Genomic DNA, 23,791 nt, shown 5'->3' on the forward strand with positions numbered 1-23,791 from the left:
CGTAATGCGAGGCCAGCATGCCCGGCGCCAGCGGCTGGCTGTCGTCGCTCTCGGCTTCCGCCGGCGGCCGCGCCAGCGGCGCGCCGAGCACGGCCTCGATCCGCTCGCGCGACAGGCCACCGGGGCGGAGCAGCGTCAAAGTCTCGAAGCAGCCGACAATGGTCGATTCGACGCCGACCTCGACCGGCCCGCCATCGACGATCAGGTCGATCCGCCCCGATAGATCACTTTCGACATGGGCGGCCAGCGTCGGCGAGACATGACCGGAGATGTTGGCGGATGGCGCCACCACGGCTCCGCCGAAGGCACGCAGGATCGCCTGCGCCACGGGGTGGGCCGGGATGCGGATCGCGACCGTGTCGAGGCCGGCGGTGGCAAGGTCCGCGACGGGGCAGTCGTCCGTCTTCGGCAGCACCAGCGTCAGCGGCCCCGGCCAGAAGGCTTCCGCAAGCGCCAGGGCGCGCGCATCGAACCGCCCGATCCGGCGCGCGGCCGCGAGGTCGGCGACATGGGCGATCAGCGGATTGAACGCCGGCCGCCCCTTGGCGGCGTAGAGATGGGCGATCGCGGCGGCATTGGCGGCATCCGCGCCAAGCCCATAGACCGTCTCGGTCGGAAACGCGACCAGCCCGCCGGCCGCGAGCACGCGGGCAGCCGTGGCATCGGCCGCCGCGCCGGCCGGTAAAATCAGCGTTTCAAGACCCGTTTTCACAGGGATAAAATTCCTCTAGCCCGCCGCTTGCGGTGCGCCAAACCCGACGCTATAAGCCGCCTTCTTGTCGGAGTGTGGCTCAGCCCGGTAGAGCACTGCGTTCGGGACGCAGGGGTCGCAGGTTCGAATCCTGCCACTCCGACCATTCTTCCAAAAGTTGACGTTTTCCAGAGACTTGGCGGGCCGGCCGCCGGGGCCTCGGGAGCGCCTTTCTGCAACGATTTTCGAGGCGGGTCCACGGCCGATTTGGCCCAAGCAGGGACGCCTGTGCGCGCGGCATGGCTCGTCAAGCGACGATCCAGATCGGCCGGCGCTTGATGCCCGAAACTGATCTTCGTCGGCACCGGCCTGGATCGATTTTTGAGCCTTCTTGACGGCTTTGAGAAGGGTATCGTCAATCCGACTCTGCCATCCGCGCCCCGAAGCCTTGAAATGCTCGAGGACAACCGGGCTCAGTCGCAGCGAAACCAGCTTTTTTTGTACGTGCCTTGTTGGGCCTTTACAGGATCGCCATCGGTCAACGGATCGAGCCGAACTCAACGGTCTCGCGTTTACCCGGTAACGTTCCTCTTCCGGCAACGCTACCGCCGCGCCACCACGACGCCCACCAGAAACGCCATCATCAGCGACGGCAGAGGCGCCTCGCGCACCATGCTGCGGACGATGTCCGGCCAGTGCTGATCCGGGACGAGCTTTGGAGATCTGACCTCGGCGAGCGGCGCCATGCCCCACTCGGAGGCGAGCTCGGCGATCTCGCTTTGCGCCAGGCGCACGCCGTCGCGGACGCGGAAGATGGCGGCTTCCGATCGGTCGCGCGGCGCGAGCGCCATCAGCGTTGCGACGGCGGTGCGCAACGTCATCTCGCCATAGCCTTGCAGCCTCACCGACTCCTCGGGATCGGACGTCATGCGAAATCCCTCGCGGGCGCGAAGCGTCACGATTTACGCCAGGCCCGGCATGGAAATGGTGATGCGCGACGTTGGTTCCCCCGGGGTGAAGCGAATCGCGAAGGATCGGATTATTTCCGCAGCAGCTCGCTCAGGGCCGCCGTCGCCTCGGCACAGCGGATGTCGTCGATCTCGCGCGACAGGCCGAGTGCGCTGGCTTTCAGCTCTTCCACCTTCCAGCTCTCGGGATGCTGGCTTTCCAGCTGGCCGAGCCGCTTGTTGAGGTCATCCAGTCTCGACTGGAGCTGCCCGATGCTGGCGGCCCCATTCACTTTCCAAACGCGTTGTGCACGCATCGTCGTCCCCCTGATAGTCTCACGGCCTTGTGAGAGCGGTTCGTGGCCGGATTGGGAGTTTCTTTTGTTCGGCTTCAGACAGTGGGGAACCGTTGCAAATTCGCAACGCGGTCCTGGGCTGGACCTCACCTCTCACTCCCCTGTGTCGCCCTATCAAGACATCACCATAAAAATATTCCTATATTCCGAAATTCGGAAATGACGCAGTGTCGGACGCAGCGTCACAAGCGCGACGCGCGTCTTCGACGCGCTAAGGCGTTGCAGCTTGTCCAGCACGAGGGCGCATCAATGACCGCGCTCGCGGTCGCCCATCGAGGCCCCCCTATGCGTGGCCCGGCTCTTGCTCGGCAGTATGATGTATCTGTATAAACATCATACTGGGGGTGCCGTGAGTTTGTCAGGTGGTGTTGCAAGGCAAGCGTTCGAGCCCGGCCCGATCGCACATCATCCTGCTCCATTCGCGGATGATGCGCCTCGCGCCGGGGCCGGACCGCTGCAATGCGTTGATGAGCGAGCAAGGCGATGTTGCGCGCTGCCGGTCCTGGTCGCCGCCGCGCTCCTCGGCGGCCACGGGGGCGCATCTGCACAGCAAAGCGGCGCCTCGCGCGAACTGCCGCCGGTTCAGGTCATCGGCAGCGAGACGCAGCGTGTCCGAAAGCCTCCGCCATCGCGGCGCGCCAGCAAGCCGGTGCCCGTCAGAAGCCGTAGCCTTGCTGACCCGGCAGCGACGCCGGGATCGGACCCGGCCGGTGTCGCGTCCGGCCCGAAGCACTCGCCGAGCATGGCGAGCGAGGTGATCGTCACCGGTGCGGAGATCAACGCGCGCCCGGTGACCCGGCCGGGCGAAGTGCTGGAAGCCGTGCCGGGGCTGATCGTGACCCAGCACTCCGGCGAAGGCAAAGCCAATCAATATTTCTTGCGCGGCTATAATCTCGACCACGGCACCGATCTCGCCATCTATGTCGACGGTGTGCCCGTCAATATGCGCACCCATGGGCATGGCCAGGGCTATGCCGATCTGAACTGGCTGATCCCGGAGACCATCGCCGCGATGGATGTGCGCAAGGGGCCGTATTTCGCCAACGAGGGCGACTTCGCCTCCGTCGGCAGCGTCCATATCGGCCTGATCGATCGCACCGAAAAAGGCCTCGCGCAGGTGACCGCCGGCAGCTTCGGCTATCGCCGCCTGCTCGGCATGGATTCGGCGCAACTCGGTGACGGCGCGCTGCTCATTGCCGGCGAGCTCGGCACCTATGACGGGCCCTGGGTCAATCCGGACCAGGTGCGCAAGCTCAACGGTCTCGTGCGCTACAGCCAGGGCACGGCGACAGACGGCGTCACCGTCACCGGCATGGCCTATGCCAACAAATGGAATTCCACCGACCAGGTGCCGCAGCGCGCGATCACGAGCGGCCTGCTCGACCGTTTCGGATCGGAGGACAGAAGCGACGGCGGCAACACCAACCGCTTCGCGCTCTCGGGCCGCATCGCGCAGAGTGACGATCTCGGCTCGTGGAAGGCCAACGCATATGTCGTGAAGAGCCAGCTCGATCTCTTCAACAACTTCACCTATTTCCTCAGCGATCCCGTGCTCGGCGACCAGTTTCACCAGCACGACGACCGCCTGATGGCGGGCGCCAACATCTCGCGCACGCTCAACGGTTCGTTTGTAGGCCTGCCGATGCAGACCACCTTTGGGCTGCAATCGCGCTATGATGCGATAGACCTCGCGCTCACGAACACGTTCCAGCGCGGCTTCCTGTCCAACATCCGCAGCGACAAGGTCGGCGAAGGCAGCGTCGGCGTGTATGCCGAGAACACCGTGCGCTGGACCGACTGGCTCCGGACGACGGCCGGCTGGCGCGGCGATTATTATGCCGCTGACGTCACCTCGCTGTTCAATTCCGCCAATTCCGGCAAAGCCGATGCAGCGCTCGGCAGTCCGAAATTCAGGATGGTGCTCGGCCCGTTCAATCGGACCGAATTCTTCCTCGGCGCCGGATACGGCATGCATTCCAACGACGCTCGCGGCGCCACCACGACCGAAGATCCGAGCGATCCCGCGACGCGGCTGACGCCGTCGCCGCTGCTGGTGCGCACCAGAGGCGCCGAGATCGGCGTCCGCAGCAGGATCATTCCCGGCCTCGACACCGCGCTCAGCGTGTTCATCCTCGATCAGGATTCCGAGATCCTGTTTGCGGGCGATGCCGGCGACACCGAGGCAACGCGCGCCAGCCGCCGCTACGGGTTCGAATGGACCAACCACTACAGGCCGGCATCCTGGATCGACATCGACGCCGATCTCGCAATGACGCATGCGCGCTTTCGCGGTTACAATGCCGCGCAGGCGGAGGCCTATGCCGAGCTCGCCGGCTATTCCGAAGCGCAAATCGGCAACGCGCCCGGCAATTACATTCCCAACGCGCCGCCGATGGTGGCATCGGTCGGCATCACGCTCGGTGAGAAGACCGGCTGGTTCGGCACCGTGCGCTGGCGCTATCTCGCCTCCAGCCCGCTGACGGAAGACAATGCGTTCCGCTCGGCCGCGACCAGCATCTTCAACGGGCGCCTCGGCTATCGCATCGAGAACGGCTGGCGCGTTCAGCTCGACGTGCTCAATCTCTTCAACACGCGGGCGAACCAGATCACCTATGCCTACGGCTCGCTGCTCAAGACCGACACGCTGTATGGGCTCTGCACGGCTGGCGCCGCGCCGGCCGCGGTCTGCCGGAACGGCGTCATGGACTACGTGCTCCATCCGGTCGAGCCGCTAACGATCCGCATGACGGTGGCGGGGGCGTTCTGAGAAGCGTGCCGTCGCGCGCTACGTATTGCGCAGGTGAGGTCCGTCAGTTCGGACAGGGTTGTCCCGCCGCTCCCCACGTGGCCATGTCCTTGACATGATCCTCGAACGTGCCCGGCGGTGTCGAGCGGCCGGCGCCCGGTGCCCAGCCGCGCGGGATGAAGCCGTTCAGCGATGCATCGTGCCGCAGGTGCTCGACCAGGCCTGCGGCGTCGCGGCCGCCATTGCGCTTGGAATCCTTCAGCTGCGCGCAGATATCGGCACCGCTTTTACCGAACCAGAGGAAATCAACGGGCGCGAGCTGCCAGTCGATGCCGGCGCGCGGCGGCGCCGGTGCCGGCTCGTTTGCCTGGGTCGAGGTCATGTGACAGGTTGCGCAGGGGATAGCCTCGGCGCCGATGCGGCTCGCGCCGCCATGGATGTTCATGCCATGCGGGCGCGGCTTCGTCTCGCCCGCCGGCGTCCAGATCGGGATCGCCTTGGCGTCAACGTGGCAGTTGGCGCAGCGCGGATGCGTCACCACGGCCTCGATCCGCTTCCAGGCCTCGAGCCCTTCGGCGCGGCTGACGCTGCCGGGCGGGAGCAGGTCCTTGGCGGTTTCGTCTTTCGCCGCGACAAGCCCGCTCAAGGCCGCAATGGCCGAGGCGGCAAGGACGACCGTGATCAGAGCTCTCTTCATGGCGCGCCTCACACGAAATCGATGAACTTGTTGAAGGGCATCTCGCGGATGCGCTTGCCGGTCGCCGCGAAGATCGCATTCGCGAGCGCAGGCGCGGCCGGCGGGACGGGCGGCTCGCCGACGCCTCTCACCTTGGGATCGTTCTCGAGCCCGCGAACCTCGATGACCGGACATTGGTAGATCCGCATGGCCTCGTGGTGGTTGTAGTTGGTCTGCTGCACCGCGCCCTTGGCATAGGTAAGCTCGCAATTGATGGCATGTCCAAGCCCCCAGACGACGCCGCCCTGCACCTGGTTCTCGAAATTGACGGGATCGACAACCTTGCCGACGTCGGCCGCGACCCACACCTTGTCGATCCGGATGCCTGCATCCGTCATCGTGACCTCCACGACTTCGGCGGTCGGTGTCCCGAACGATTCCACGAACGCGACGCCCCGGCCTCTGCCGTTGCCGAGCGGTCCTTTCCAGTCCGACATATCCGCGACCGTCTCCAGCACTTTGCGGTAGTGCGGCACGTTGCACATCGCAATGCGCGCCTTCATGGGATCAAGGCCCGCCGCGTGGATCAATTCGTCGATGAAGCTTTCGGTGAAGAAGCCTGCCGTCGATGCCCCGACCGAACGCCATGTGGTGCTCGGCGAAAGTCCCTGCGCCTCGTAGCTCGTCGCCCGGAAATTGGGGATATCGTAATAGACATTCCACAGACCGGCGGCCAGTTGCCCGTCCGGGTCCTTCGAGGGGGTCCCGGAACGCTCGAGCAAGCCCTTGAGCGGCGCAGTCGAAGCTACTTGAAGATCGGCGGCGACGATCTTGCCCTTGTCGATGCTCCCTCGATGCCGGGCGATCGCGATCTGGCGTGGAATGTCCTGAAGGAAATCCTCCTCGCGCGAAAACACGAGCTTGATCGGCGTTCCCTTCATCTGATTGGCGATCTCGGCGAGAACGCGGACGTTCTCGTATTCGAGACGATGGCCGAAGCTGCCACCAGTCCACTGATTGTGGAACGTAACCTGTTCCGGCTTGAGGCCAATCGCAGTCGCCGCGATATATTGCACGAAGCGTGGGCTCTGATGGCCAACCCAGACTTCCATCCCCTTGTCGGTGACGAGGCCGATCCCGTTGAGCGGTTCGAGCGGCTGATGCGCCAGATAGGGCGCGCGATACTCCGCCTCAACGCGGGTACCTGTCTTCAGCCCGCCTTCGATGTCGCCGATCTTCCGCCACTCCTTGCCCAGGAACTCGGGCTTGAACGAGGATTCCAGAACCTTCCAATGATCGGCTTGTTCGGCGGGGTAGGCCGAAGGCGCCCACTCGCAAATGATGGCGTCGACCGCCTTCATCGCATACCAGCTGTTCGTGGCGATCACCGCAACGCCATTCTTGATTTCGAGGACTTTCCTGACCCCAGGCATCGCGCGCGCCTTGCTGGCGTCGTATGATTTCAGCGGCTGACCCTTGTTGGGATTTAGCTTGACGGACGCATAGAGCATTCCGTCGATCTTCATATCGATGCCGAATTTGAGCTCGCCCATCACCTTCGAACGGACGTCGAGCCGCATCATCGGCTTGCCGAGCATGCGCCATTTGGACGGATCGCGCGGCTGCGCATCGAGCACCGGCGGAATTTTCGCGGCATCGGCCGCGAGCGCGACATAGGCTATCTTGGTCCCGTTGGGCAGGATGACATGACCCGATTGGGTGCGGAGGTCGGCCATTGCGACGCCCGAACGTTTGGCCGCAGCGGCCTTGAGCGTCTCGCGCGCGACCGCACCGGCGACGCGCAGCTTCTCGTAGGTGTCCGGGATCGTGCTCGATCCACCCGTCATTTGCAGGCCCGACTTTCGCAGCCATTCGAGCGTGGCAGCGCGCGCTTCCTCTGCGGCCTTGCTTTGGTCGGCAGCCACGAACGGCGCGAACTCGTCGGCGAAACCTGTGTTGAAGTAGGCCGGGCTCGGCCCCGCGAACCGGAACTCGAACTGGCCGGGATCAAGATCCATCTCTTCGGCGATCATGATCGGCTGCACCGAGCCGACGCCCTGGCCGATGTCGGCGTGTTGCGCGATGAGCGTGATCTTGTCCGGGCTGATCTCGACCCAGGGATTGAACGTCACGGAATTTGGCCCAAGACCGGCGGCCAAGGGGTTGTCACTTGCGGGCGTAGCCGCCGCCTTGGCATCGCCGTAGGCGCCGAAGGCAATACCCCCGGCGATAGCGGCGGAGCCGAAGACGAAAGCTCGACGTGAAATGCTCGGTAGCGCGCCCATCTCACTTCTCCGCCATCTTCCTGGCCGCAGCCGCGTGGATCGCCGCGCGAATGCGCGGATAAGTGCCGCAGCGGCAGAGATTACCGGACATCACCTGATTGATCTGCTCGTCGGTCGGCTTGGATATTAGGTCCAGAAGTGAGATAGCCTGCATGATCTGCCCGGTCTGGCAGTAGCCGCACTGCGGCACCTGATGTTCGATCCAGGCCTGTACAACCGGATGCTGCTCCCTCTTCTCCAGCCCTTCGAGCGTGACGACCGCCTTGCCAGCGACCTCGCCGACATGGGCCTGACAGGACCGCACTGCCATGCCGTCGATCTGGACGGTGCAGGCGCCGCATTGAGCGACACCGCAGCCGTATTTCGGGCTGGTGATGCCGAGCTCGTCGCGCAAGACCCAAAGCAGGGGCATCTCGGGTAACACGTCGACCCGGCGCTTGATCCCGTTGACCGTGAGCTCGATCATGTCGATATGTCCCTTCGCGGATTGGCTTCGTCACAGCATTCATTCATGGGCGCGGCGCGGTATTTCCGAATCCTGCGGGATCATATGCAATCCCTGCGCAATGCTCGATCGGTGCAGCCTTGATGTCGACCTGGCAGCAGCAAAGCTCCCGATACTGGCCCGGCGTGAGACTCGTGGCCTTGCGGAACACGCGCGTGAAATTGGCCTGGGAACCGAAGCCGAATTCCAGGGCGATCTCGACCAGGGACAAGCGGCTGCGGGCCAGCTCCTGCCGTGCAGCCTGGACGCGGCGATCGGTTACATAACGATGCGGTGACAGCCCGGTCGCCTCGCGAAACAACCGTGAGAAATGGAAGGGGCTCAGGCAAGCTTCGGCTGCAAGTTCCTCCAGCCTGATGTCTACGCCGAGAGAGGTCTCGATGAAGTCCAGGACGCGCTGCAGCCGTCGCGGATCCAGCGATGGCGACCTTTCCGGCGGACGCCAGCGATCGATCGTATAGTTCCCGAGAAGATGTGCCGCGAGCGCGACCTGGATGCCCTCGACGAACAGGGCGTCAGTCGGTTGGCGGGGGCGATGCAGCAGGTCGCGCAACGGCGAGCAGATATGAAAGAGAACCTGGTCTGCCAAACCATGGGCATAGGCGACCTCGACCTTGGCCGGATCGATATCGAAGTCTTCGAGGGCGCTTTGGTCCAGCAACGCCGGAGGAAGATAGAGATGAAGACATTCCATCCGGTCCGAAAGCTCGAGATGGCTCTCCTGCGTTCCCACGGGGACGAGGTAGCTCATGCCGGGCCGCGCAAGACTCTTCTGAACTTCGCCATTGCCGGAGCGGCAGACCATCCCGCCGCCCGACAGCAACATGACGAGCTCAGTGCAGATGGGGACGGGCGTCGCCTGCCGTCCCGCCTCGAACCTGCGATGCTCGATGCTCAGTGAGTGCCAGTTGCTGGTCTCGGCGAGCTTCTCGCTGTTCTGGTACTTCTGATCTCCGTGGGTGACGAGCGCCATCATGACCTCCGCTTGTGTTGCGGCGAATCCCGGCCCCGTATCGCGTACGAGCGAGCATTCCATCCGGTGGTGAGTTGCAGCCCCGGCCGCTGCCACGTCCATGCGGAATTTCTCACAAGCGGCGAGAGCGAAGTCCAGAGGCGGCGCGGTTAAAAGAGGTAAAAGGCAAGCAACGCAAAGGCTTGGCCGCGTGCGCGCTGGGCGCCGAAAGTCGATCGCGTATCAGCAAGATTCGTCCGTCATCGCGCAGGAATCGGAAATCCGCAATGCTGGCTTGACCGCATGATGGCTGCATCGAACGGCAATGCCGCCTTCGCGAGGGATCGGAGCCTGACATGAAGACACTTGTTTCAGCACTTGCCGCAATCTCGATCGCGACTGCCCAGGCCGCCACCGCGGGCGCGGCCGAGAGGACCGTCTCCGTCGTCCTTGTCCACGGTGCCTTCGTCGACGGCTCGGGCTGGAAGGACACCTACAACATCCTTTCGGAAGCGGGTTATGAGGTCCTCGTCGTCCAGCACCCGACGATCACGCTTCGTGACGATGTCGCGGAAACCGAACGGGTGATCGCCAAGGCACGGCATCCAGTCATTCTCGTCGGGCATTCCTATGGGGGAATGGTGATCACCGAAGCAGGCGACAATCCAAAGGTCCGCAGCCTCGTCTATCTCGCGGCATTTGCGCCCGATGCAGGAGAGTCGGTCAGCACGCTGGCGGAAGGGCCCGCACCGGCCGGCGAGCACAAGGCCCCGCTGGTCACCGAAGGCGACTATCTCCTCGTCGACCGCGACAAGTTCCCGACCTCCTTCGCTGCCGATGTCGATCTGGCCACGACCCGGTTCTTGGGCGCTGCGCAACTGCCCTGGGGACTGCAGGCGGTGCAGACCAAAGTCGGTCGCGTGGCCTGGAAGGCGAAGCCGACCCATTACATGGTGACGGCCGAGGATCACATGATCCCGCCGACGGCCCAGCGCACCATGGCCAAGCGGGCAGGCGCGAAGGTGGCGGAGCTGAAAAGCAGTCATGCCGTGATGCTGTCGCATCCGCGCGAGGTCGCAGCCTTCATCAGAAGTGCGGACACTCCCACGACCGATTGAAAACGATCGCGCCGCGGACTTTCTTCCGCTCTCGTACAGGAAGGACTTGCGAGATGGCCCTCAAGGATATTCTGCCGGGAAGGCTGGGCTTCGGCGCGGCGCCGCTCGGCAACATGTTTCGCGACATCCCGGAGCAGGAAGCGCTTGCCACGGTGAATGCGGCCTGGGACGACGGCATCCGCTATTTCGACAATGCGCCGTTCTATGGTGCAGGACTGGCGGAGATCCGCATGGGCGCCGCGCTCGCCGCAAGGCCCCGCGGCGACTACGTCATCAGCACCAAGGTCGGCCGCCTGATCCTGGATGAGATCGAGGATGTCGGCGCCCGTGATCTCGGCGAGAAGGGCGGTGTCTTCAGACACGGTCGCCCGAACAAGATCGTGAACGATTATTCGGCCGATGCGACATTGCGATCGATCGACGACAGCCTGAAGCGGCTTGGCACCGACCATATCGACATCGCCTTCGTGCACGACGTCGCGCAAGACTTCTACGGTGACGAATGGCTGACGGTGTTCGAGAGCGCGCGCAAGGGTGCGTTCAGGGCACTCGACCGGCTGCGCGACGAGGGGGTCATCAAGGCGTGGGGGTTAGGCGTCAACCGGGTCGAGCCCATCGAACTGCTGCTCGCGCTCGAAGGTCCGCGTCCGGACGGCTTCCTGCTCGCAGGCCGTTACACGCTGCTCGACCATGCCCGCGCGCTTCAGCGGGTGATGCCGATGGTTGCCGAGCATGAGCTCGCAATCGTGGTCGGCGGTCCCTACAGCTCGGGCGCGCTGGTCGGCGGTCCGAATTTCGAGTATGCGCCGGCGCCGCCGGAGATCCTCGACAAGGTGACGCGGATCAAGGCGATCGCCGACAGGTACGGCGTCAGCATGAAAGCTGCGGGGCTCCAGTTCGCGCTCGCCAACCCCGTGGTTGCAGCCGTCATTCCGGGTGCGAGCCGTCCAGGCCGGATCGCCGAGGATCGTGCTGCGCTCGCGGAATCCATACCCGTCGATTTCTGGCGCGAGCTCCGTTCCGCAGGTCTCGTCAACCCGGCAGCTCCGCTTCCCGCGGCTGCCTGAGCAATGCACGCATAACCAATCGAAACGACAAGGCGAGCGACATGACCGATGAAACACACAACGCAATCGAAATAGGCCGCCGCGCCGTACTGCGGTCGGCCGGTGCGGCCGTGGTCGCCGGGCTGGTCGTCGGCTCCGCGTCCGACGCCGGGGCACAGGGCACGGATGCGATGCCAGCCACCGCGCGCAACGAGGCGCCACTGGGGGCTCGGCTGCAGGGCGTCCAGCACTTCGGGTTGACGGTCCAGAACATGGAGCGCGCCTATCAGTTCTACACCGAGGTGCTGGGCGGCACGGAAGTCTTCCGGCATGGCGACTTCCAGGGCGACGGGGTCCAGAACACGTTGTTGGCCGACCAGGAAATCGAGGCGAATACGCGCGGCGTCAATCCGCGGACGATCGGCGTTCCCGATCTGCGGAGCGGCGCGCAGCGGCTCGATGTCCGCTTCATCCAGTTCGACAACATGGTGCTCGAACTGCTGCAATATCGCGAGGCCGATCAGCCCATGGGCAGCTCGAAGAGCTTTGCCGAACCGCTGGAGCACATGAGCCCGGCCTTTCCGCGCATGATGCACATCTGCTTCTACGTTCGCGACGATGTCGACTTCAACAAGTTCATCGCCGATCTCGAAGCCGAATCCGCGCGCCGCGGCATGACGCAGGTGCGGGCGAACCGCACGGTCAGGGTCACGACAGAAACGGACCGCAAGGCCGCTCCCCGCAGCGCCAATACGAACCGGGTGACCGAGGCGCCCTCGGACGGCTGGGAGCTGATCTATTGCAAGGGGCCGGAAGGCGAGCAGCTGGAATTCGTGAAGGCACTTGGCCCCGTCAAGAAGCGCTTCAGCGAGGCTCTCGCCCAGCGGCAGGCGATCGTGCGCTGATCAACGAAGGAGCCCATCATGCAAACTGTTGGCCGGAAGTCGCTTGCCGCGATGCTGTTCCTCGTGTTGTCGTCGCTGGCCGCTGCCCAAGAAGCGCAACATGTGCGCTATCAGGACATTCGGGAAGGCGCTTATTCGATCGTTGCCCAGGTGCGAGCCAAGCCCGGAAAGGAAGACGCGTTACGGGCCGCCACCCTGCCGCTGATCGAGCTGGTTCGCGGCGATCCCAAGAACCTCGTCTATTTCCTCCAGGAAGATCGAACGAAGCCCGGTCATTTCATCTTCTACGAGGTTTTCGCCAGCCAAGCCGATTTCGATGCACACAATGCCATGCCTTACGTCAAGGCGTGGTTCGCCAAGCTCCCGGAATTGGCCGAGGGCGGCGTCGAAGTCATGCGAATGGCGATCCTCGACCTGCCCAAAAAATAGTCCTGCGACGAAATGCTCACTCCAATCGCGTTAATTCACAAGGGGTCCATTCTCTGTTGTTGCAGCGCATGATAATTTCCTTCGGTCTCTCAGATCGATTGGCAATGGTCAATGCTGGCTGCCGCAGACACATCGCAGCGGGACGCGCGCCGACAGGAACTCACGTTCTCCTTCGGCCCGTTCCAGCTGATTCCCCGCCGCCAGCTGCTGCTTCTCGACGGCCGTCCCGTCAAATTGGGCGGCCGCGCGTTCGAACTCTTGCATCTGCTGGTGCAGCGACGGGGGGAATTGGTCAGCAAGAAGGAGCTGATGGCGGCCGCCTGGCCGGGCACCTTCCTTCACGACAGCAATCTCAAGGTCAACATGTGGAGCTTGCGCCGTTCGCTGGGCGATACCCAGATCGAGCCGGTCTACATCGCGACCGTGGCGCGCCGGGGATACAAGTTCATTGCGAACGTGCAGACCAGCATCGGCGAGAGTGGGGATGAACTGCCGCTTGCCAACCAAGCCGCCGTGTCCAGGCTGCCATTGTTGCGGGGGATCGTCGGTCGCGAGGCGGAAATTGCCGACATCGCCGATGTGTTGATCAACACGAGGCATGTCACTTTGGCCGGCCCAGGCGGGGTCGGCAAGACGACGGTCGCGCTTGCGGCGGCCCAAGTCGTCGCTTCACGATGCCGCGACGGCATGTGCTTCGTAGATCTCGCAACGATTTCCGATCCGACGCTGTTCGGCGCGGCGCTGGTCACTGCGCTCGGCATCAGGGGCAATCCGGACAACAGCCTGGCTGCAGCCCTTGATTATCTGAGACCGCGGCAGATGCTGCTCGTGCTGGACAATTGCGAGCACGTGCTGGCGGCTGCCACGATCTTTGCCGGCAGGTTCATGGCGGACACCTCGCCTTCCAGGGTCCTTGCGACGAGCCGCGAACCACTTGGCAGCATCAACGAACATGTCGTGCGGCTTGGGTCGCTCTCCTCACCGCGGCCGGGCCATGCTCTGACGGTCGATCAGTCCCTCGGATTTCCGGCGGTGCAGCTGTTCGTCCGCCGCGCCTGCGAATGGTCGGATTACCATTTCGTCGATGGCGATTGCGAGGTCGTCGCCTCGATCTGCCATTCGCTCGACGGCCTTCCGCTGGCCATCGAACTGGCGGCAGCCCAGATCGGCACATTCAGTCCGCGCCAGTTGGTAGCGCTGCTCGATCAAAAGCTGGGTTTTCGCGCCCCCGGCAGCGAGGGCGCATCGCCGCGCCACGAAACGCTCATGGCGGCGATCGACTGGAGCTTCAGGCTCCTGCCGCACAAGGAAGCCACACTGTTCGGTGTGCTGTCAGTGTTCAGTGACGCGTTCGAGACGGAGGACGCGGCTTTCGTCGCCGAGGCGGCCGGACTTTCCCCGGTCGAAGTCGCCACCGGCCTCGGCGGCCTGGTCGCCAAATCGCTGTTGAGCGCGCAGGTGAGGGGGCCGAGCCTGCGCTATCGGCTGCTCGACAGCACACGTCGCTATGCGGCCGAGCGGCGCCAGGCCGATCCAGCTTGCGGCGAAGCACAGCGTCGTCATGCGCAGCGCGTCCTGGCCTTGTTCGAACAGTCCGAAGAGGAGTGGAACTGGCGCGAGCCGGCCGATTGGACTCAACGCTATCTCAGCCGCATCGCGGATTTGAGGGCTGCTCTGTCTTGGGCTTTTGGGGAAGGGGGAGACCCCGTCCTCGGCATCAGGCTGACCGTTGCCGGGATCACGCTATGGTCCGAGACTTCGATCCTGTCCGAAGCCCAGGCGCGGTTGGCGTCCGCGCTCGCCCTCGCCAAATCCATCGCATGTGACGATTTGCTGAAGGCCAAGCTTGCTTGTGCACTGGGATGGAGCCTGTTCTATGCCCGCAAGCTGCCGAACGAGGCCGAGGTCGCCTGGCTGGACGCCATTCTCTTTGCAAGACGAGCCGGCAATATCGAATATCAGCAACGTGCGCTGGTTGGGTTCGCCTTCTATTTGCTGCAGATCGGCCATGTCCCGCGCGCCATCACCTACCTCGAGGAAGCCACGGGGCTGGGCGATCGTGAGCGCGACTTGACGGCAACATCCGAAGCCGACCGGGCGCTGGCTTGGGCCCGGGCCTTTGCCGGCGAATTGAGCAAAAGTCGCCCGGTGCTCGATCGCCTGGCCGCGACCTACTCGCTGGCCGAGGGCCGTTCGCGCAAGGATGCGAACGAAGTCTATCGATTCATCACCGTCCGCTTCAATCTGCCCTTTGTCGCGTGGATGCAAGGACAGGCCGAACATGCGGCGAGGCTCGCCCGCGCCGCGGTCGATGCCGCCGATCGCAGCGGTCAATGGGTCTCGCAGTCGAATGCGCTCGGACTTGCCGCACTTCCCGTCTCACTCGAAACCGGGAATCTGGACGCGCTCGAAAGCTATGCGGAGCGGCTGCGGCGCAATCTGGAACGGGAGCGCATCTCGCGCTGGGTCCCGGTTGAACGCTATTTCTCCGCCTGCCTTCGCGACCTTCGTGGCGACAAGCAGGCCGTCGAGGATATCCGAGCCGCGATCGACGAGCTGATCGAATGCCGCTTTGTGATGCGGATCGGCAGTTATCTCGCGGTCCTCGCCCGCGCTCTTCTGCGACAAGGGCGGATCGGGGAAGCGCGCGAGGCCATCGCACGGGCGATCGACCATCAGGAACGTCAGGGTGAACGCTGGTGCCGCTCGGAGCTTCAGCGGGTCGATGCATCGATCCTGCTTCACGCCGGTCAGCCGCTACGCGCCGAAAAGCGGCTTCAACAGGCACTCATGGAGGCGCGCGCGATAGGAGCGAAGACCTTCGAGTTGCGGATCGCCACCGATCTTGCCGCGCATTGGATGGCGACCGGCCGCAGGCCAAAGGCTATCCGGCTGCTCGCGCCGATCTATGACGAGTTCACCGAAGGCTTCGAGACCCAGGATCTCGTTGCTGCCTCGCGGCTGTTGCAACCGTTGCGGGCCAGCGGCTAATATTCGTTCCAATGGACCGTTCGATAGACCGCAACGCACGGGAGCCCCGCGTTTGCGCCAGCCCTGATCTCATGACATCGGGACGTGGATCGGTATACTGCCACCACGACCGGAACAAGGATCAGGCAATGGACGATACGATTGGCTTTCCCGACCCCGGCCTCGACCTGTCCGACGGCTTCAAGCCGCACACCTCGCATTGGGGCGTGTTTTCGGCACGCAATGGCAAGGCCGGACTCGAGGTGAGGGCCTATGCGGGCGATCCCGATCCGAACGGCATCATCGACAATTTCCCCGGCGCATTGCGCCACCAGGCCCGCATTGCCCAGCCGGCGATCCGCCGGCGCTGGCTCGAGCGCGGTCCGGGTCCGGACCACCGCCGCGGCCGCGACGAATTCGTCTCCGTGAGCTGGGAGAAGGCGCTCGACCTGCTCGGCGGCGAACTGGCGCGCATCCGCGACACGCGCGGTCCCGGCGCCGTGTTCGGCGGCTCCTATGGCTGGTCGAGCGCGGGCCGCTTCCATCATGCCCAGAGCCAGGTGCATCGCTTCCTCAACATCGCGATGGGCGGCTATGTGCGTTCGGTCAACACCTATTCCTCCGGCGCGTCCTCGGTGCTGCTGCCCCAGATCCTCTGCGGATACGAGGACATCACCAAGCGCAACGTCACCTGGGAGCAGATCGCTGATCACACCGACATCGTGCTGGCGTTCGGCGGAATGGCGCTGAAGAACTCCATGGTCGCCGGCGGCTCCATCAGCAAGCATGTCGAGCGCGGCGCCATGGCAGCGGCGCGCAAGCGCGGCTGCGAGTTCGTCCTGGTCAGCCCGCTCCGTGACGATCTGCCGGTCGAAGCCGGTGCCGAATGGATGAGTTGCATACCCGGCACCGACACCGCGCTGATGCTCGGCATCGTCTATACGCTGGTGAGCGAGGGTCTGCACGATCAGGCCTTCCTCGATCGCTACACCGAAGGCTGGCCGGTCTTTCTGCGCTATCTCACCGGGGAGAGCGACGGGCAACCCAAGCACGCCGAATGGGCGGCCGCGATCGCTGGCATCGACGCCGGCACAATCCGCCAGCTCGCGCGCCGCGCCGCCGGAAAACGCGCGTTGATCACCGTCTCGCATTCGCTGCAGCGTGCCGAGCATGGCGAGCAGCCGGTGTGGATGGGCATGGTGCTGGCGGCAGCGCTCGGACAGATCGGCCTTCCCGGCGGCGGCTATGCCTATTCGCTTGGGGCGATCGGCTATTACGGCCGGCGCGTCAACGACGTGCCGGGGCCGACACTGGGGCAGGGCCGCAACGGCGTTGCCGATTTCATTCCGGTGGCGCGCATCGCCGACATGCTGCTGGGTCCCGGCAGCACCTATCGCTACAACGGCGAGACGCGCACCTATCCGGATATCCGTCTCGTCTACTGGGCCGGCGGCAATCCCTTCCATCACCACCAGGACATCAACCGTCTGCGCAAGGCGTTCGCGAAGGTCGACACGCTGGTCGTGCACGAGCTCGGCTGGACCGCGACGGCCCGGCACGCCGACATCGTGCTGCCCGCGACCATGACGCTGGAGCGCGAGGACATCGGCTATTCCACCAACGATCCGCTGATGGTCGCCATGCACCGGATCGCCGAGCCGTTCGGGCTTGCACGCGACGACTACGATATCTTCGCCGATCTCGCCGAACGCCTCGGTGCGCGCGAGCCCTTCACCGAAGGCCGCACCTCGCGGCAATGGCTCGAGCATCTCTATGAGCCGACCCGTGTCTCGCTCGCCAAGCGTGGTCTGGAAGCGCCCGGCTTCGAAGAGTTCTGGCAGCGCGGCAGCCTCGTTGTGCCGCAGCAGCCCGATGACGGCGGCCGGCTGCGGCGTTTCCGCGAAGATCCGGTCGATCATGCCCTGCCGACGCCGAGTGGCCGCATCGAGATTTTCTCGGCGAAGATCGCGGGCCATGGCGACGCGGATTGTCCGGGCCACCCGGTCTGGCTGGAGAAGACGGACATGCCAAGGCCGGGAGCGCCGTGCTTCCTCGTTGCCAACCAGCCGGTGACGCGTCTGCACAGCCAGCTCGATTTCGGCGGGCATTCGCTCGGCTCGAAGCATCGCGGCCGCGAGGTCGCGCGCATGAATCCACGCGATGCAGACGCGCGCGGCATCAAGGACGGCGACATCATCCGCCTGTTCAACGATCGCGGCGCCTGCCTTGCCGCCGTCCACGTCACCGACGGCATCGCGAGCGGAGTCGTGCAGCTTCCGACCGGCGCCTGGTACGACCCCATGGACCCCGAGGACGACGCGCCGCTCTGCGTTCACGGCAATCCGAACGTGCTTACCCGCGACATCGGCACCTCGTCCTTTGCACAGGGGTGCACGGGGCAGTTGACGTCAGTGGAGGTCGAGAAGTTCACCGGCAATCTCCCGCCGATCCGGGCGTTCGATCCGGTATAGCGGCGATGGTCGCTCTTTGGCGCTGGAGGGTCGCAAAAGCTTGCTGTGCGGTCACGCCGATGTCGCCTTTCAACGATACGAGCGCGGGGGCCCAAATCTAACCAGGAGAACCAGGATGATCCGCAAGGCAACAGCAGTATGGAAGGGGACCGGTCGTGACGGCACGGGCCAGCTCTCCAGCGAATCCGGTGTGCTTGCGCACACGCCCTACTCGTTCAAAACCCGCTTCGAGAACGAGAAGGGGACCAATCCGGAGGAGCTGATCGCCGCGGCCCATGCCGGCTGTTTTACGATGGCGTTGGCCTTCGGCCTTCAGATGGCGGGTTTTACGCCGGAGGAGCTCTCGACGGAGGCCGCCGTCACGCTCGAGCCGGAAGGCAAGGGCTTCAAGATCAGCAAGTCGGCGCTCACCTTGCGCGCGAAAGTGCCGAATCTCGATGATGCGGGCTTTGCGAAGATCGCCGGCGAGGCTGAGAAGAACTGTCCGGTGTCGAAGGTGCTTAACGCCGCCATCACGCTCGACGCCAAGCTGGGCTAGCGGCGAGCTCTCGTGTCCATCCGGTTCTGAGAGGCGGAAGCGGCCGAAGCTTGGGCTCGCGAGAGGAGCCGGATGGACAAAGACCCGTCTTTCGGCCGGGCACCCGAAGGCATATATTCTCTCAGGACGGAGCGATCAACAGGGAGCGTCAGATGACGACAGAGCGCGCAGTTTTGGCCGGAGGCTGCTTCTGGGGCATGCAGGATCTGATCCGCAAGCAGCCCGGTGTGATCTCGACCCGCGTCGGCTACACCGGCGGGCATGTGAAGAACGCCACCTATCGCAATCACGAAGGCCACGCCGAAGCCATCGAGATCATCTTCAATCCCGCTAAGACGAGCTTCCGGACCATGCTGGAGTTCTTTTTCCAGATCCATGATCCGACCACGCTCAACCGTCAGGGCAACGATCTCGGCACAAGCTATCGTTCGGCGATCTTCTACACGAGTGATCAGCAGAAGCGGATCGCCGAAGACACCATCGCCGACGTCGAAGCGTCTGGTCTGTGGCCCGGCAAGGTGGTGACCGAAGTCGCGCCCGCAGCAGAGTTCTGGGAAGCCGAGCCCGAGCATCAGGATTATCTCGAACGCTATCCTGCCGGATACACCTGTCACTTCATCCGGCCCGACTGGAAGCTGCCGCGCCGGGCAGTTGCTGTCGAAGGCTAGGCCGAGCCGTCGTGCGGTCAGTGCGCGCGGCAGCCCGGCCATGCGCAATCGAGTCGTGGGCAACGCCGATGTCGGCGATGCCCATCGCCTCTCGAGAGCGCGCGTGACGACGCCGGCGATCGATTGGGGCTGAGCGATCCGTGAGTTCTCTCAGGCTTCGACGCGCGATGTCCGGGCCTGCTCCCGTGTGACGATGCCCGCCGTCAGCGTGACGAGACCCATCAGCGCCGCCAGCAGCCAGAACGCCATCGGCAGCCCGCTGACGCCGGCAACGAAGCCGACGCCGGCGGGACCGATCAGGATGCCCGCATAACCGGCTGTCGTGATTGCCGCGACCGCCAGCCCCGTGGGCATGGCGGTTTGCTTGGCCGCCCCGCGGAACAGGACCGGCACGAGGTTCGATGCGCCGAGGCCGATCAGCAGGAAGCCGGCCATCGCGACCGCCGCCATCGAAGCCGTGAGCAGGACCACGAAGCCCGCGATGGCGATCAGGCTTCCCCACAGCAGCGTCGCACGGTCGCCGATGCGCGCGACGACGGCGTCGCCGCCGAGCCGCCCGATCGTCATCGCGATCGAGAACACGATATAGCCGGCGCCACCTTGCGCCTCCGAGACGAGGCCTGCGCCGATGACGAGCAGCGCACCCCAATCGAGCATCGCGCCTTCGACCAGGAAGGTGATGGCGGCCAGCAGCGCGAGCAGCAGCACCGATCCATGCGGCAGCACGAATAGCGGCCCTTCCTGGGCCTGCGCCGAACGGAGCAGTCGGGGAGAGGTCACCAGCATCGCGATCAGCATCAGGACGGAGCAGATCAGCGTGCAGGTGAGCGCGCCGAGCTGCAGCGAGAGCAGCGCCGTCATCAGCGCGGATCCGGCGAAGCCGCCGATGCTGAACAGAGCGTGGAAGCCGGACATCAGCGGACGAGCCGCGGCGCGCTCGACCTCCACGGCATGGATGTTCATCGCGACGTCGATCGAGCCGAGCGCAGCACCGAACGCAAACAACGCAAGCGCCAGCGTTGCGGGCGAGCTCGCGATCGCGAGCAGCGGCAGGACGACGGCGAGACCGAACCCGCCCGCGAGGATGATCGGCCTGCTGCCATAGCGCGCGCTCAGCACGCCGGTCAGAAGCATGGCGAGGACCGATCCGATGCCGAGGCTGAGAAGCAGCAGTCCGAGGATGCCGTCGTCGACGCCGAGGCGCGACTTCGCGAACGGCACCAGCGGCGCCCAGCATGCGATGCCGAAGCCTGCGACGAGGAAGGCGAGCCGGGTCGCGAGGCGCGTCGCCGGCCGGTCGGCAGAAAGCATGGGAACTCCAGGGAATCAGGGAGGGTGGGATGCCTTCAGAAGCCCCCGAATTGCCGCGCCTTTGTGTCCGCGGCCTGCCCGAATGGACGCAGCAGGCATCTCGATGCGGAATAGCTGCCGGGGGCAAAACACCCGACCCATTTGCGCCGTGTGAGTGTCAAGCCCCGCAGCGAGAAATATTCCACTTTACCGAAATTCGGAATTGACGTATGTGTCGTCCATCCCGGTTCACCCTTGAGGGGCGGTCATGTTGTCGTGTGATCGCAGAGCCGGGCTTGCGGTGGACGCAGCAGCGTCGTGCGCGAAAGCCAAGGGCAGGGCGGATTGCTCTCCGTGAGCCCTTTGCATCGCGTGGACGAGCGGCGCTGTCAGGTTCGTCGCGTCATATTCCGAGGGCAAGGTGCACAACGCCCGCGGACCCTGTGGCGCCAACGAACCGTGCGTACGGCAAAACCGTGTGGTCCTGGCCGTCGTTGCTACGGTCAAGCTCTGGCGGATGCGGCACTAGCGTCAACCGGCGCGGGGCCGGTGAATTCCGTGAGGGTGAGGGAGGCCAGAAGGAACTCGGCTCCCGGGAGAGCACGGCATAAGCCGTCCGACCATCGCGCAGGGAAGGCCGTGTGTTGGGCTTCACCTGTATGCTGCTGTGCGGTTTTCTGCGTGTGCCTTTTGCGCAGCGGACCGCGGGTGCCGCCGGCACCCGGCCTTCCCTGCACCCTCTTGGATATGAGGGTGCGTGACCAAGCAAAGCTCGCGCGGATTGCGCCGCGAGGCTGCGAAGGCGTGTCTTTAGCCATACTCAGTGTCATCGTCCGCGAAGGCGGACGATCCAGTATTCCGAGACGTTCGTGATTGAATCGAGAAGCCGCGGCGTACTGGATTCCCCGCCTTCGCGGGGAATGACAGCGTTGATTGGGGGCCAACCCTGCCGCCTCATACTCCGTCATTGCGAGGAGCGAAGCGACGAAGCAATCCAGAATCCCTCCGCGGAAAGACTCTGGATTGCCCCGGCCTTCCAAAGCGTTAGTGGACGAGTCGCCGCGCTCGTAATGACGATGGGGGGAACGATGGTGTGCGGCAGGCCAGAATCAGAGCTCCACTTCGCTCGCCATGAAGCACCTCGCCAGCCTATCGTGCGTTTGTGAAATCGTGTGAAGCTCGTCTTATGTACAAAAGTGGACAGTCGTTTCCGGATATCGGATAATGCGCGCCTAAAATTGCAGGACACTGTGGCCTGCACTCGGACTTCCACAGAAAGGCCAATCCGATGACCCAGCCAGGCGCCTACGGACAGAGGCTCGCGCAATTCCTGCGTCTGAAGGAAACGCCGCCCGCCTTGGTCACGCGCTCGTTGCGCGGCACCGAGCTCGCGGTGACCGAAACCCGGAATGATCGCCCGGTGCGAGGTTTGTCCGGTTCGTTTGCCGCCGAAGACGCCTTTCTCGTCAGCCTGAAACTACAGGATTACCCGGATTGCGAGCTTTGGGATGACGGCAAGTGCATCATGAAGGCTGACGTCCACGCCGGCACGACCTATCTCTACGACCTCAAGCGCGATCCGCGCTATGTCATCGACAAGCCGTTCTACTCCCTGCACTTCTACATTCCACGTTCGGCACTCGACAGCATCTCCGAGCAGTGCCATGCGCCGCGGATCGACGAGCTCGATTGTCGGGTCGGCATTGGACACGACGACGAAACGATCCGCCACATCGGCGCATCGCTGCGGAAAGGCCTGCGCAGGCCGGACGAGGCCAACCAGCTCTTCATCGATCACATGATGCTCGGGCTGACCGCCCATGTCGCCCGGACCTATGGCGGGCTTGCGCCGAGATCCGAGCCCGCGCGGGGCGGCCTTGCGCCGTGGCAGGTGAAGCGCGCTTGCGAGAGGCTGGAATCCGACCTCGGCGGCAAGCTCTCGCTCCAGAAGATTGCGGCTGAGCTGGATCTCTCGGTCAGCCATTTTTCCCGCGCATTTCGCGTCTCCGTCGGCTTGCCACCGCACCAATGGCTGCTTCATCAGCGCGTCAAGGCTGCCAAGCAGCTGATGACGGTTCGCGACCTGCCGCTGACGGAGATCGCGATCTCGGCCGGGTTCGCCAACCAGAGTCACTTCACGCGCGTGTTTTCCTCGATCGTCGGCGCCAGCCCGGCCGCCTGGCGCCGTGAGACGCTCGTCGCTTCGCGCGCGGGGGCGTGAACCTCAGCGCCGTTTCGCCAGCGAAATGGCGTAGCCGGTGCGCCGCGCCGCAAAGATCTCGTCCGGCGGGTGGCCGATGCCGTCGGCAAGATTGGCCGGGTCGAAAATCGAGGCGTCGCAGGCCTCGTTCGGTTCGAATGCCGTGATCACGATCGTACCCAGGCGCACCTCTTCACGGCTGTCCTCGTCCGGCCAACGCACGGTCACGTCCATGACCGGGTCGCCCGGACGGTCGAGCAGCGCCATCACGTTGAGGCGAGCATCGCCCGTGGCAATCCGCCCCTTCAGGTCGTGGTGCAGGAAGTCGGCCGGCATCGTGTCGGCTTCCTGTTCAGTCAGCGTGAAGTCGTCGCCGACGGGCGCGACCTTGAACTTGATGAAGCGTGTCTCGCCGTTCGTGCTGGTGGCCGGAAAGGCGTGCACGCCCCAATAGGTCGTGCCGGCAAAGCTTCCGGGCAGCTGACGCGCGGCGACATAGTCCGCCTGATTGAGCGTCTCGGGATTGGCCGACGAGAAGGCTGCGATCCTGGCCTCGTTCAAGGGGGGAATGCGTGCTTCGAGGAAGGCCAGCATCTGTTCGAGTGTCCTCGCGAAATGCACGGGCGCGCTCTGTGTGAGGATGTCGGACCGATGAGCCTCATTGCCGAGCCTGAAGCTGAAGCCGCGCAGCACCTGCCGGTTGGTGTCTGCCACGTCGGGATTGCCGCCGCCCACCGAGAAACGGGCCAGCACGCGCGATGGTCTCGTAAAGCTCCGCGATCGCGTGACGTTCCCCGCTTTGTCCGACGGGGTATAGGTGCCGCGGACGCACCAGCCTTTGGCGAAGCTCGCGCGCACGTTCGTCGGACGGCCGGCGACGGCCTTGAGGGCTTCGACGATGGAGGCAGGCGTTGCGGCGCCGTTCGGGCTCTCTGACAAGACGGGTCTCTCGTGCGTGCCCCGAGTCTAGGCATGCCGCGCGTCCTGCGTCTTGTTCA

19 protein-coding genes, 1 tRNA gene and 1 pseudogene are annotated in these 23,791 nt (G+C 64.5%); 11 read left to right on the top strand and 10 right to left on the bottom strand.

Features of this window, described 5'->3' with window-relative positions; genetic code table 11:
- Positions 1-712 (bottom strand): L-threonylcarbamoyladenylate synthase (locus SE91_RS07055; protein ID WP_061847065.1); only part of this gene is annotated, 712 nt, incomplete at its 3' end.
- A gap of 68 nt (positions 713-780) precedes the next feature.
- Between SE91_RS07055 and SE91_RS07060 the strand changes: the two genes are divergently transcribed.
- Positions 781-857 (top strand) — tRNA-Pro (locus tag SE91_RS07060).
- 242 nt (positions 858-1,099) lie between these two features.
- Here SE91_RS07060 and SE91_RS38230 read toward each other — a convergent pair.
- The 3 genes and pseudogenes from SE91_RS38230 to SE91_RS07070 all read right to left on the bottom strand — a co-directional run.
- A pseudogene (locus SE91_RS38230) lies at positions 1,100-1,291 on the bottom strand (BrnA antitoxin family protein); the annotation flags it as partial.
- Positions 1,292-1,293: 2 nt separating this feature from the next.
- Entirely contained in the window at positions 1,294-1,620 is a 327-nt protein-coding gene (locus SE91_RS07065) for a hypothetical protein (RefSeq protein WP_061847066.1), read from the bottom strand.
- Between the two features lie 110 nt (positions 1,621-1,730).
- Entirely contained in the window at positions 1,731-1,955 is a 225-nt protein-coding gene (locus SE91_RS07070; RefSeq protein WP_061847067.1) for a hypothetical protein, read from the bottom strand.
- 781 nt (positions 1,956-2,736) lie between these two features.
- Between SE91_RS07070 and SE91_RS07075 the strand changes: the two genes are divergently transcribed.
- Entirely contained in the window at positions 2,737-4,761 is a 2,025-nt protein-coding gene (locus SE91_RS07075; RefSeq protein WP_245318386.1) for a TonB-dependent receptor, read from the top strand.
- A 43-nt stretch (positions 4,762-4,804) separates the two neighbouring features.
- On the opposite strand, the gene SE91_RS07080 is transcribed toward SE91_RS07075, so the two are convergent.
- The 4 genes from SE91_RS07080 to SE91_RS07095 are packed head-to-tail and all read right to left on the bottom strand — an operon-like array spanning position 4,805 to position 9,281.
- Positions 4,805-5,437 carry a hypothetical protein gene (locus SE91_RS07080; RefSeq protein ID WP_061847068.1) on the bottom strand — a complete coding sequence of 211 codons (633 nt, stop codon included), beginning with the start codon at positions 5,435-5,437 and terminating at the stop codon, positions 4,805-4,807.
- An 8-nt stretch (positions 5,438-5,445) separates the two neighbouring features.
- Entirely contained in the window at positions 5,446-7,701 is a 2,256-nt protein-coding gene (locus SE91_RS07085) for a xanthine dehydrogenase family protein molybdopterin-binding subunit (RefSeq protein ID WP_061847069.1), read from the bottom strand.
- A gap of 1 nt (position 7,702) precedes the next feature.
- The gene (locus SE91_RS07090) at positions 7,703-8,167 is read right to left on the bottom strand and encodes a (2Fe-2S)-binding protein (protein ID WP_197489436.1); all 465 of its coding nucleotides are present in this window, start codon (positions 8,165-8,167) and stop codon (positions 7,703-7,705) included.
- 43 nt (positions 8,168-8,210) lie between these two features.
- Positions 8,211-9,281, bottom strand: coding sequence for a helix-turn-helix domain-containing protein (locus tag SE91_RS07095; protein WP_349540737.1), 1,071 nt, complete (start codon positions 9,279-9,281; stop codon positions 8,211-8,213).
- 233 nt (positions 9,282-9,514) lie between these two features.
- Here SE91_RS07095 and SE91_RS07100 point away from each other — a divergent pair, with 233 nt between their 5' ends.
- The 8 genes from SE91_RS07100 to msrA all read left to right on the top strand — a co-directional run bounded on the left by SE91_RS07100 (position 9,515) and on the right by msrA (position 19,303).
- On the top strand, positions 9,515-10,276 hold the full coding sequence (locus SE91_RS07100) for an alpha/beta fold hydrolase (protein ID WP_061847070.1): 762 nt from the start codon (positions 9,515-9,517) through the stop codon (positions 10,274-10,276).
- Between the two features lie 53 nt (positions 10,277-10,329).
- Positions 10,330-11,343 carry an aldo/keto reductase gene (locus tag SE91_RS07105; protein WP_061847071.1) on the top strand — a complete coding sequence of 338 codons (1,014 nt, stop codon included), beginning with the start codon at positions 10,330-10,332 and terminating at the stop codon, positions 11,341-11,343.
- Between the two features lie 41 nt (positions 11,344-11,384).
- Complete coding sequence (locus tag SE91_RS07110; RefSeq protein ID WP_061847072.1) at positions 11,385-12,227, top strand: VOC family protein; 843 nt, start codon at positions 11,385-11,387, stop codon at positions 12,225-12,227.
- Between the two features lie 51 nt (positions 12,228-12,278).
- On the top strand, positions 12,279-12,656 hold the full coding sequence (locus tag SE91_RS07115) for a putative quinol monooxygenase (RefSeq protein WP_245318390.1): 378 nt from the start codon (positions 12,279-12,281) through the stop codon (positions 12,654-12,656).
- Positions 12,657-12,767: 111 nt separating this feature from the next.
- A complete protein-coding gene (locus SE91_RS07120; protein ID WP_061847074.1) occupies positions 12,768-15,647 on the top strand; it encodes an ATP-binding protein in 2,880 nt (959 codons plus the stop codon).
- 128 nt (positions 15,648-15,775) lie between these two features.
- A complete protein-coding gene (locus SE91_RS07125) occupies positions 15,776-18,097 on the top strand; it encodes a molybdopterin guanine dinucleotide-containing S/N-oxide reductase (protein ID WP_061847075.1) in 2,322 nt (773 codons plus the stop codon).
- Between the two features lie 115 nt (positions 18,098-18,212).
- The gene (locus SE91_RS07130) at positions 18,213-18,635 is read left to right on the top strand and encodes an OsmC family protein (protein WP_008562279.1); all 423 of its coding nucleotides are present in this window, start codon (positions 18,213-18,215) and stop codon (positions 18,633-18,635) included.
- A 152-nt stretch (positions 18,636-18,787) separates the two neighbouring features.
- On the top strand, positions 18,788-19,303 hold the full coding sequence (gene msrA, locus SE91_RS07135) for a peptide-methionine (S)-S-oxide reductase MsrA (protein ID WP_061847076.1): 516 nt from the start codon (positions 18,788-18,790) through the stop codon (positions 19,301-19,303).
- A gap of 150 nt (positions 19,304-19,453) precedes the next feature.
- Here the strand turns inward: msrA and SE91_RS07140 are convergent, their stop codons facing one another.
- Positions 19,454-20,614: an MFS transporter gene (locus SE91_RS07140; protein WP_061847077.1), complete on the bottom strand. Its 1,161-nt coding sequence runs from the start codon at positions 20,612-20,614 to the stop codon at positions 19,454-19,456.
- A gap of 1,267 nt (positions 20,615-21,881) precedes the next feature.
- Between SE91_RS07140 and SE91_RS07145 the strand changes: the two genes are divergently transcribed.
- Complete coding sequence (locus tag SE91_RS07145; protein WP_061847078.1) at positions 21,882-22,814, top strand: helix-turn-helix domain-containing protein; 933 nt, start codon at positions 21,882-21,884, stop codon at positions 22,812-22,814.
- A 3-nt stretch (positions 22,815-22,817) separates the two neighbouring features.
- Here the strand turns inward: SE91_RS07145 and SE91_RS07150 are convergent, their stop codons facing one another.
- Complete coding sequence (locus SE91_RS07150; RefSeq protein WP_061847079.1) at positions 22,818-23,732, bottom strand: catalase; 915 nt, start codon at positions 23,730-23,732, stop codon at positions 22,818-22,820.
- Positions 23,733-23,791 lie beyond the last annotated feature (59 nt).

Origin of the sequence: Bradyrhizobium sp. DOA1, from assembly GCF_001593325.1 — a bacterium.
In the GTDB taxonomy this organism is placed as follows: Bacteria; Pseudomonadota; Alphaproteobacteria; order Rhizobiales; family Xanthobacteraceae; genus Bradyrhizobium.

Coding starts and splice junctions, on each gene's coding strand:
- SE91_RS07085 (WP_061847069.1), bottom strand. CDS start 7,701: ATGGGCGCGCTACCGAGCATTTCACGTCGAGCTTTCGTCTTCGGCTCC.
- SE91_RS07125 (WP_061847075.1), top strand. CDS start 15,776: ATGGACGATACGATTGGCTTTCCCGACCCCGGCCTCGACCTGTCCGAC.
- SE91_RS07070 (WP_061847067.1), bottom strand. CDS start 1,955: ATGCGTGCACAACGCGTTTGGAAAGTGAATGGGGCCGCCAGCATCGGG.
- SE91_RS07120 (WP_061847074.1), top strand. CDS start 12,768: ATGCTGGCTGCCGCAGACACATCGCAGCGGGACGCGCGCCGACAGGAA.
- SE91_RS07080 (WP_061847068.1), bottom strand. CDS start 5,437: ATGAAGAGAGCTCTGATCACGGTCGTCCTTGCCGCCTCGGCCATTGCG.
- SE91_RS07110 (WP_061847072.1), top strand. CDS start 11,385: ATGACCGATGAAACACACAACGCAATCGAAATAGGCCGCCGCGCCGTA.
- SE91_RS07095 (WP_349540737.1), bottom strand. CDS start 9,281: ATGGACGTGGCAGCGGCCGGGGCTGCAACTCACCACCGGATGGAATGC.
- SE91_RS07090 (WP_197489436.1), bottom strand. CDS start 8,167: ATGATCGAGCTCACGGTCAACGGGATCAAGCGCCGGGTCGACGTGTTA.
- SE91_RS07100 (WP_061847070.1), top strand. CDS start 9,515: ATGAAGACACTTGTTTCAGCACTTGCCGCAATCTCGATCGCGACTGCC.
- msrA (WP_061847076.1), top strand. CDS start 18,788: ATGACGACAGAGCGCGCAGTTTTGGCCGGAGGCTGCTTCTGGGGCATG.
- SE91_RS07130 (WP_008562279.1), top strand. CDS start 18,213: ATGATCCGCAAGGCAACAGCAGTATGGAAGGGGACCGGTCGTGACGGC.
- SE91_RS07145 (WP_061847078.1), top strand. CDS start 21,882: ATGACCCAGCCAGGCGCCTACGGACAGAGGCTCGCGCAATTCCTGCGT.
- SE91_RS07115 (WP_245318390.1), top strand. CDS start 12,279: ATGCTGTTCCTCGTGTTGTCGTCGCTGGCCGCTGCCCAAGAAGCGCAA.
- SE91_RS07065 (WP_061847066.1), bottom strand. CDS start 1,620: ATGACGTCCGATCCCGAGGAGTCGGTGAGGCTGCAAGGCTATGGCGAG.
- SE91_RS07105 (WP_061847071.1), top strand. CDS start 10,330: ATGGCCCTCAAGGATATTCTGCCGGGAAGGCTGGGCTTCGGCGCGGCG.
- SE91_RS07140 (WP_061847077.1), bottom strand. CDS start 20,614: ATGCTTTCTGCCGACCGGCCGGCGACGCGCCTCGCGACCCGGCTCGCC.
- SE91_RS07075 (WP_245318386.1), top strand. CDS start 2,737: ATGGCGAGCGAGGTGATCGTCACCGGTGCGGAGATCAACGCGCGCCCG.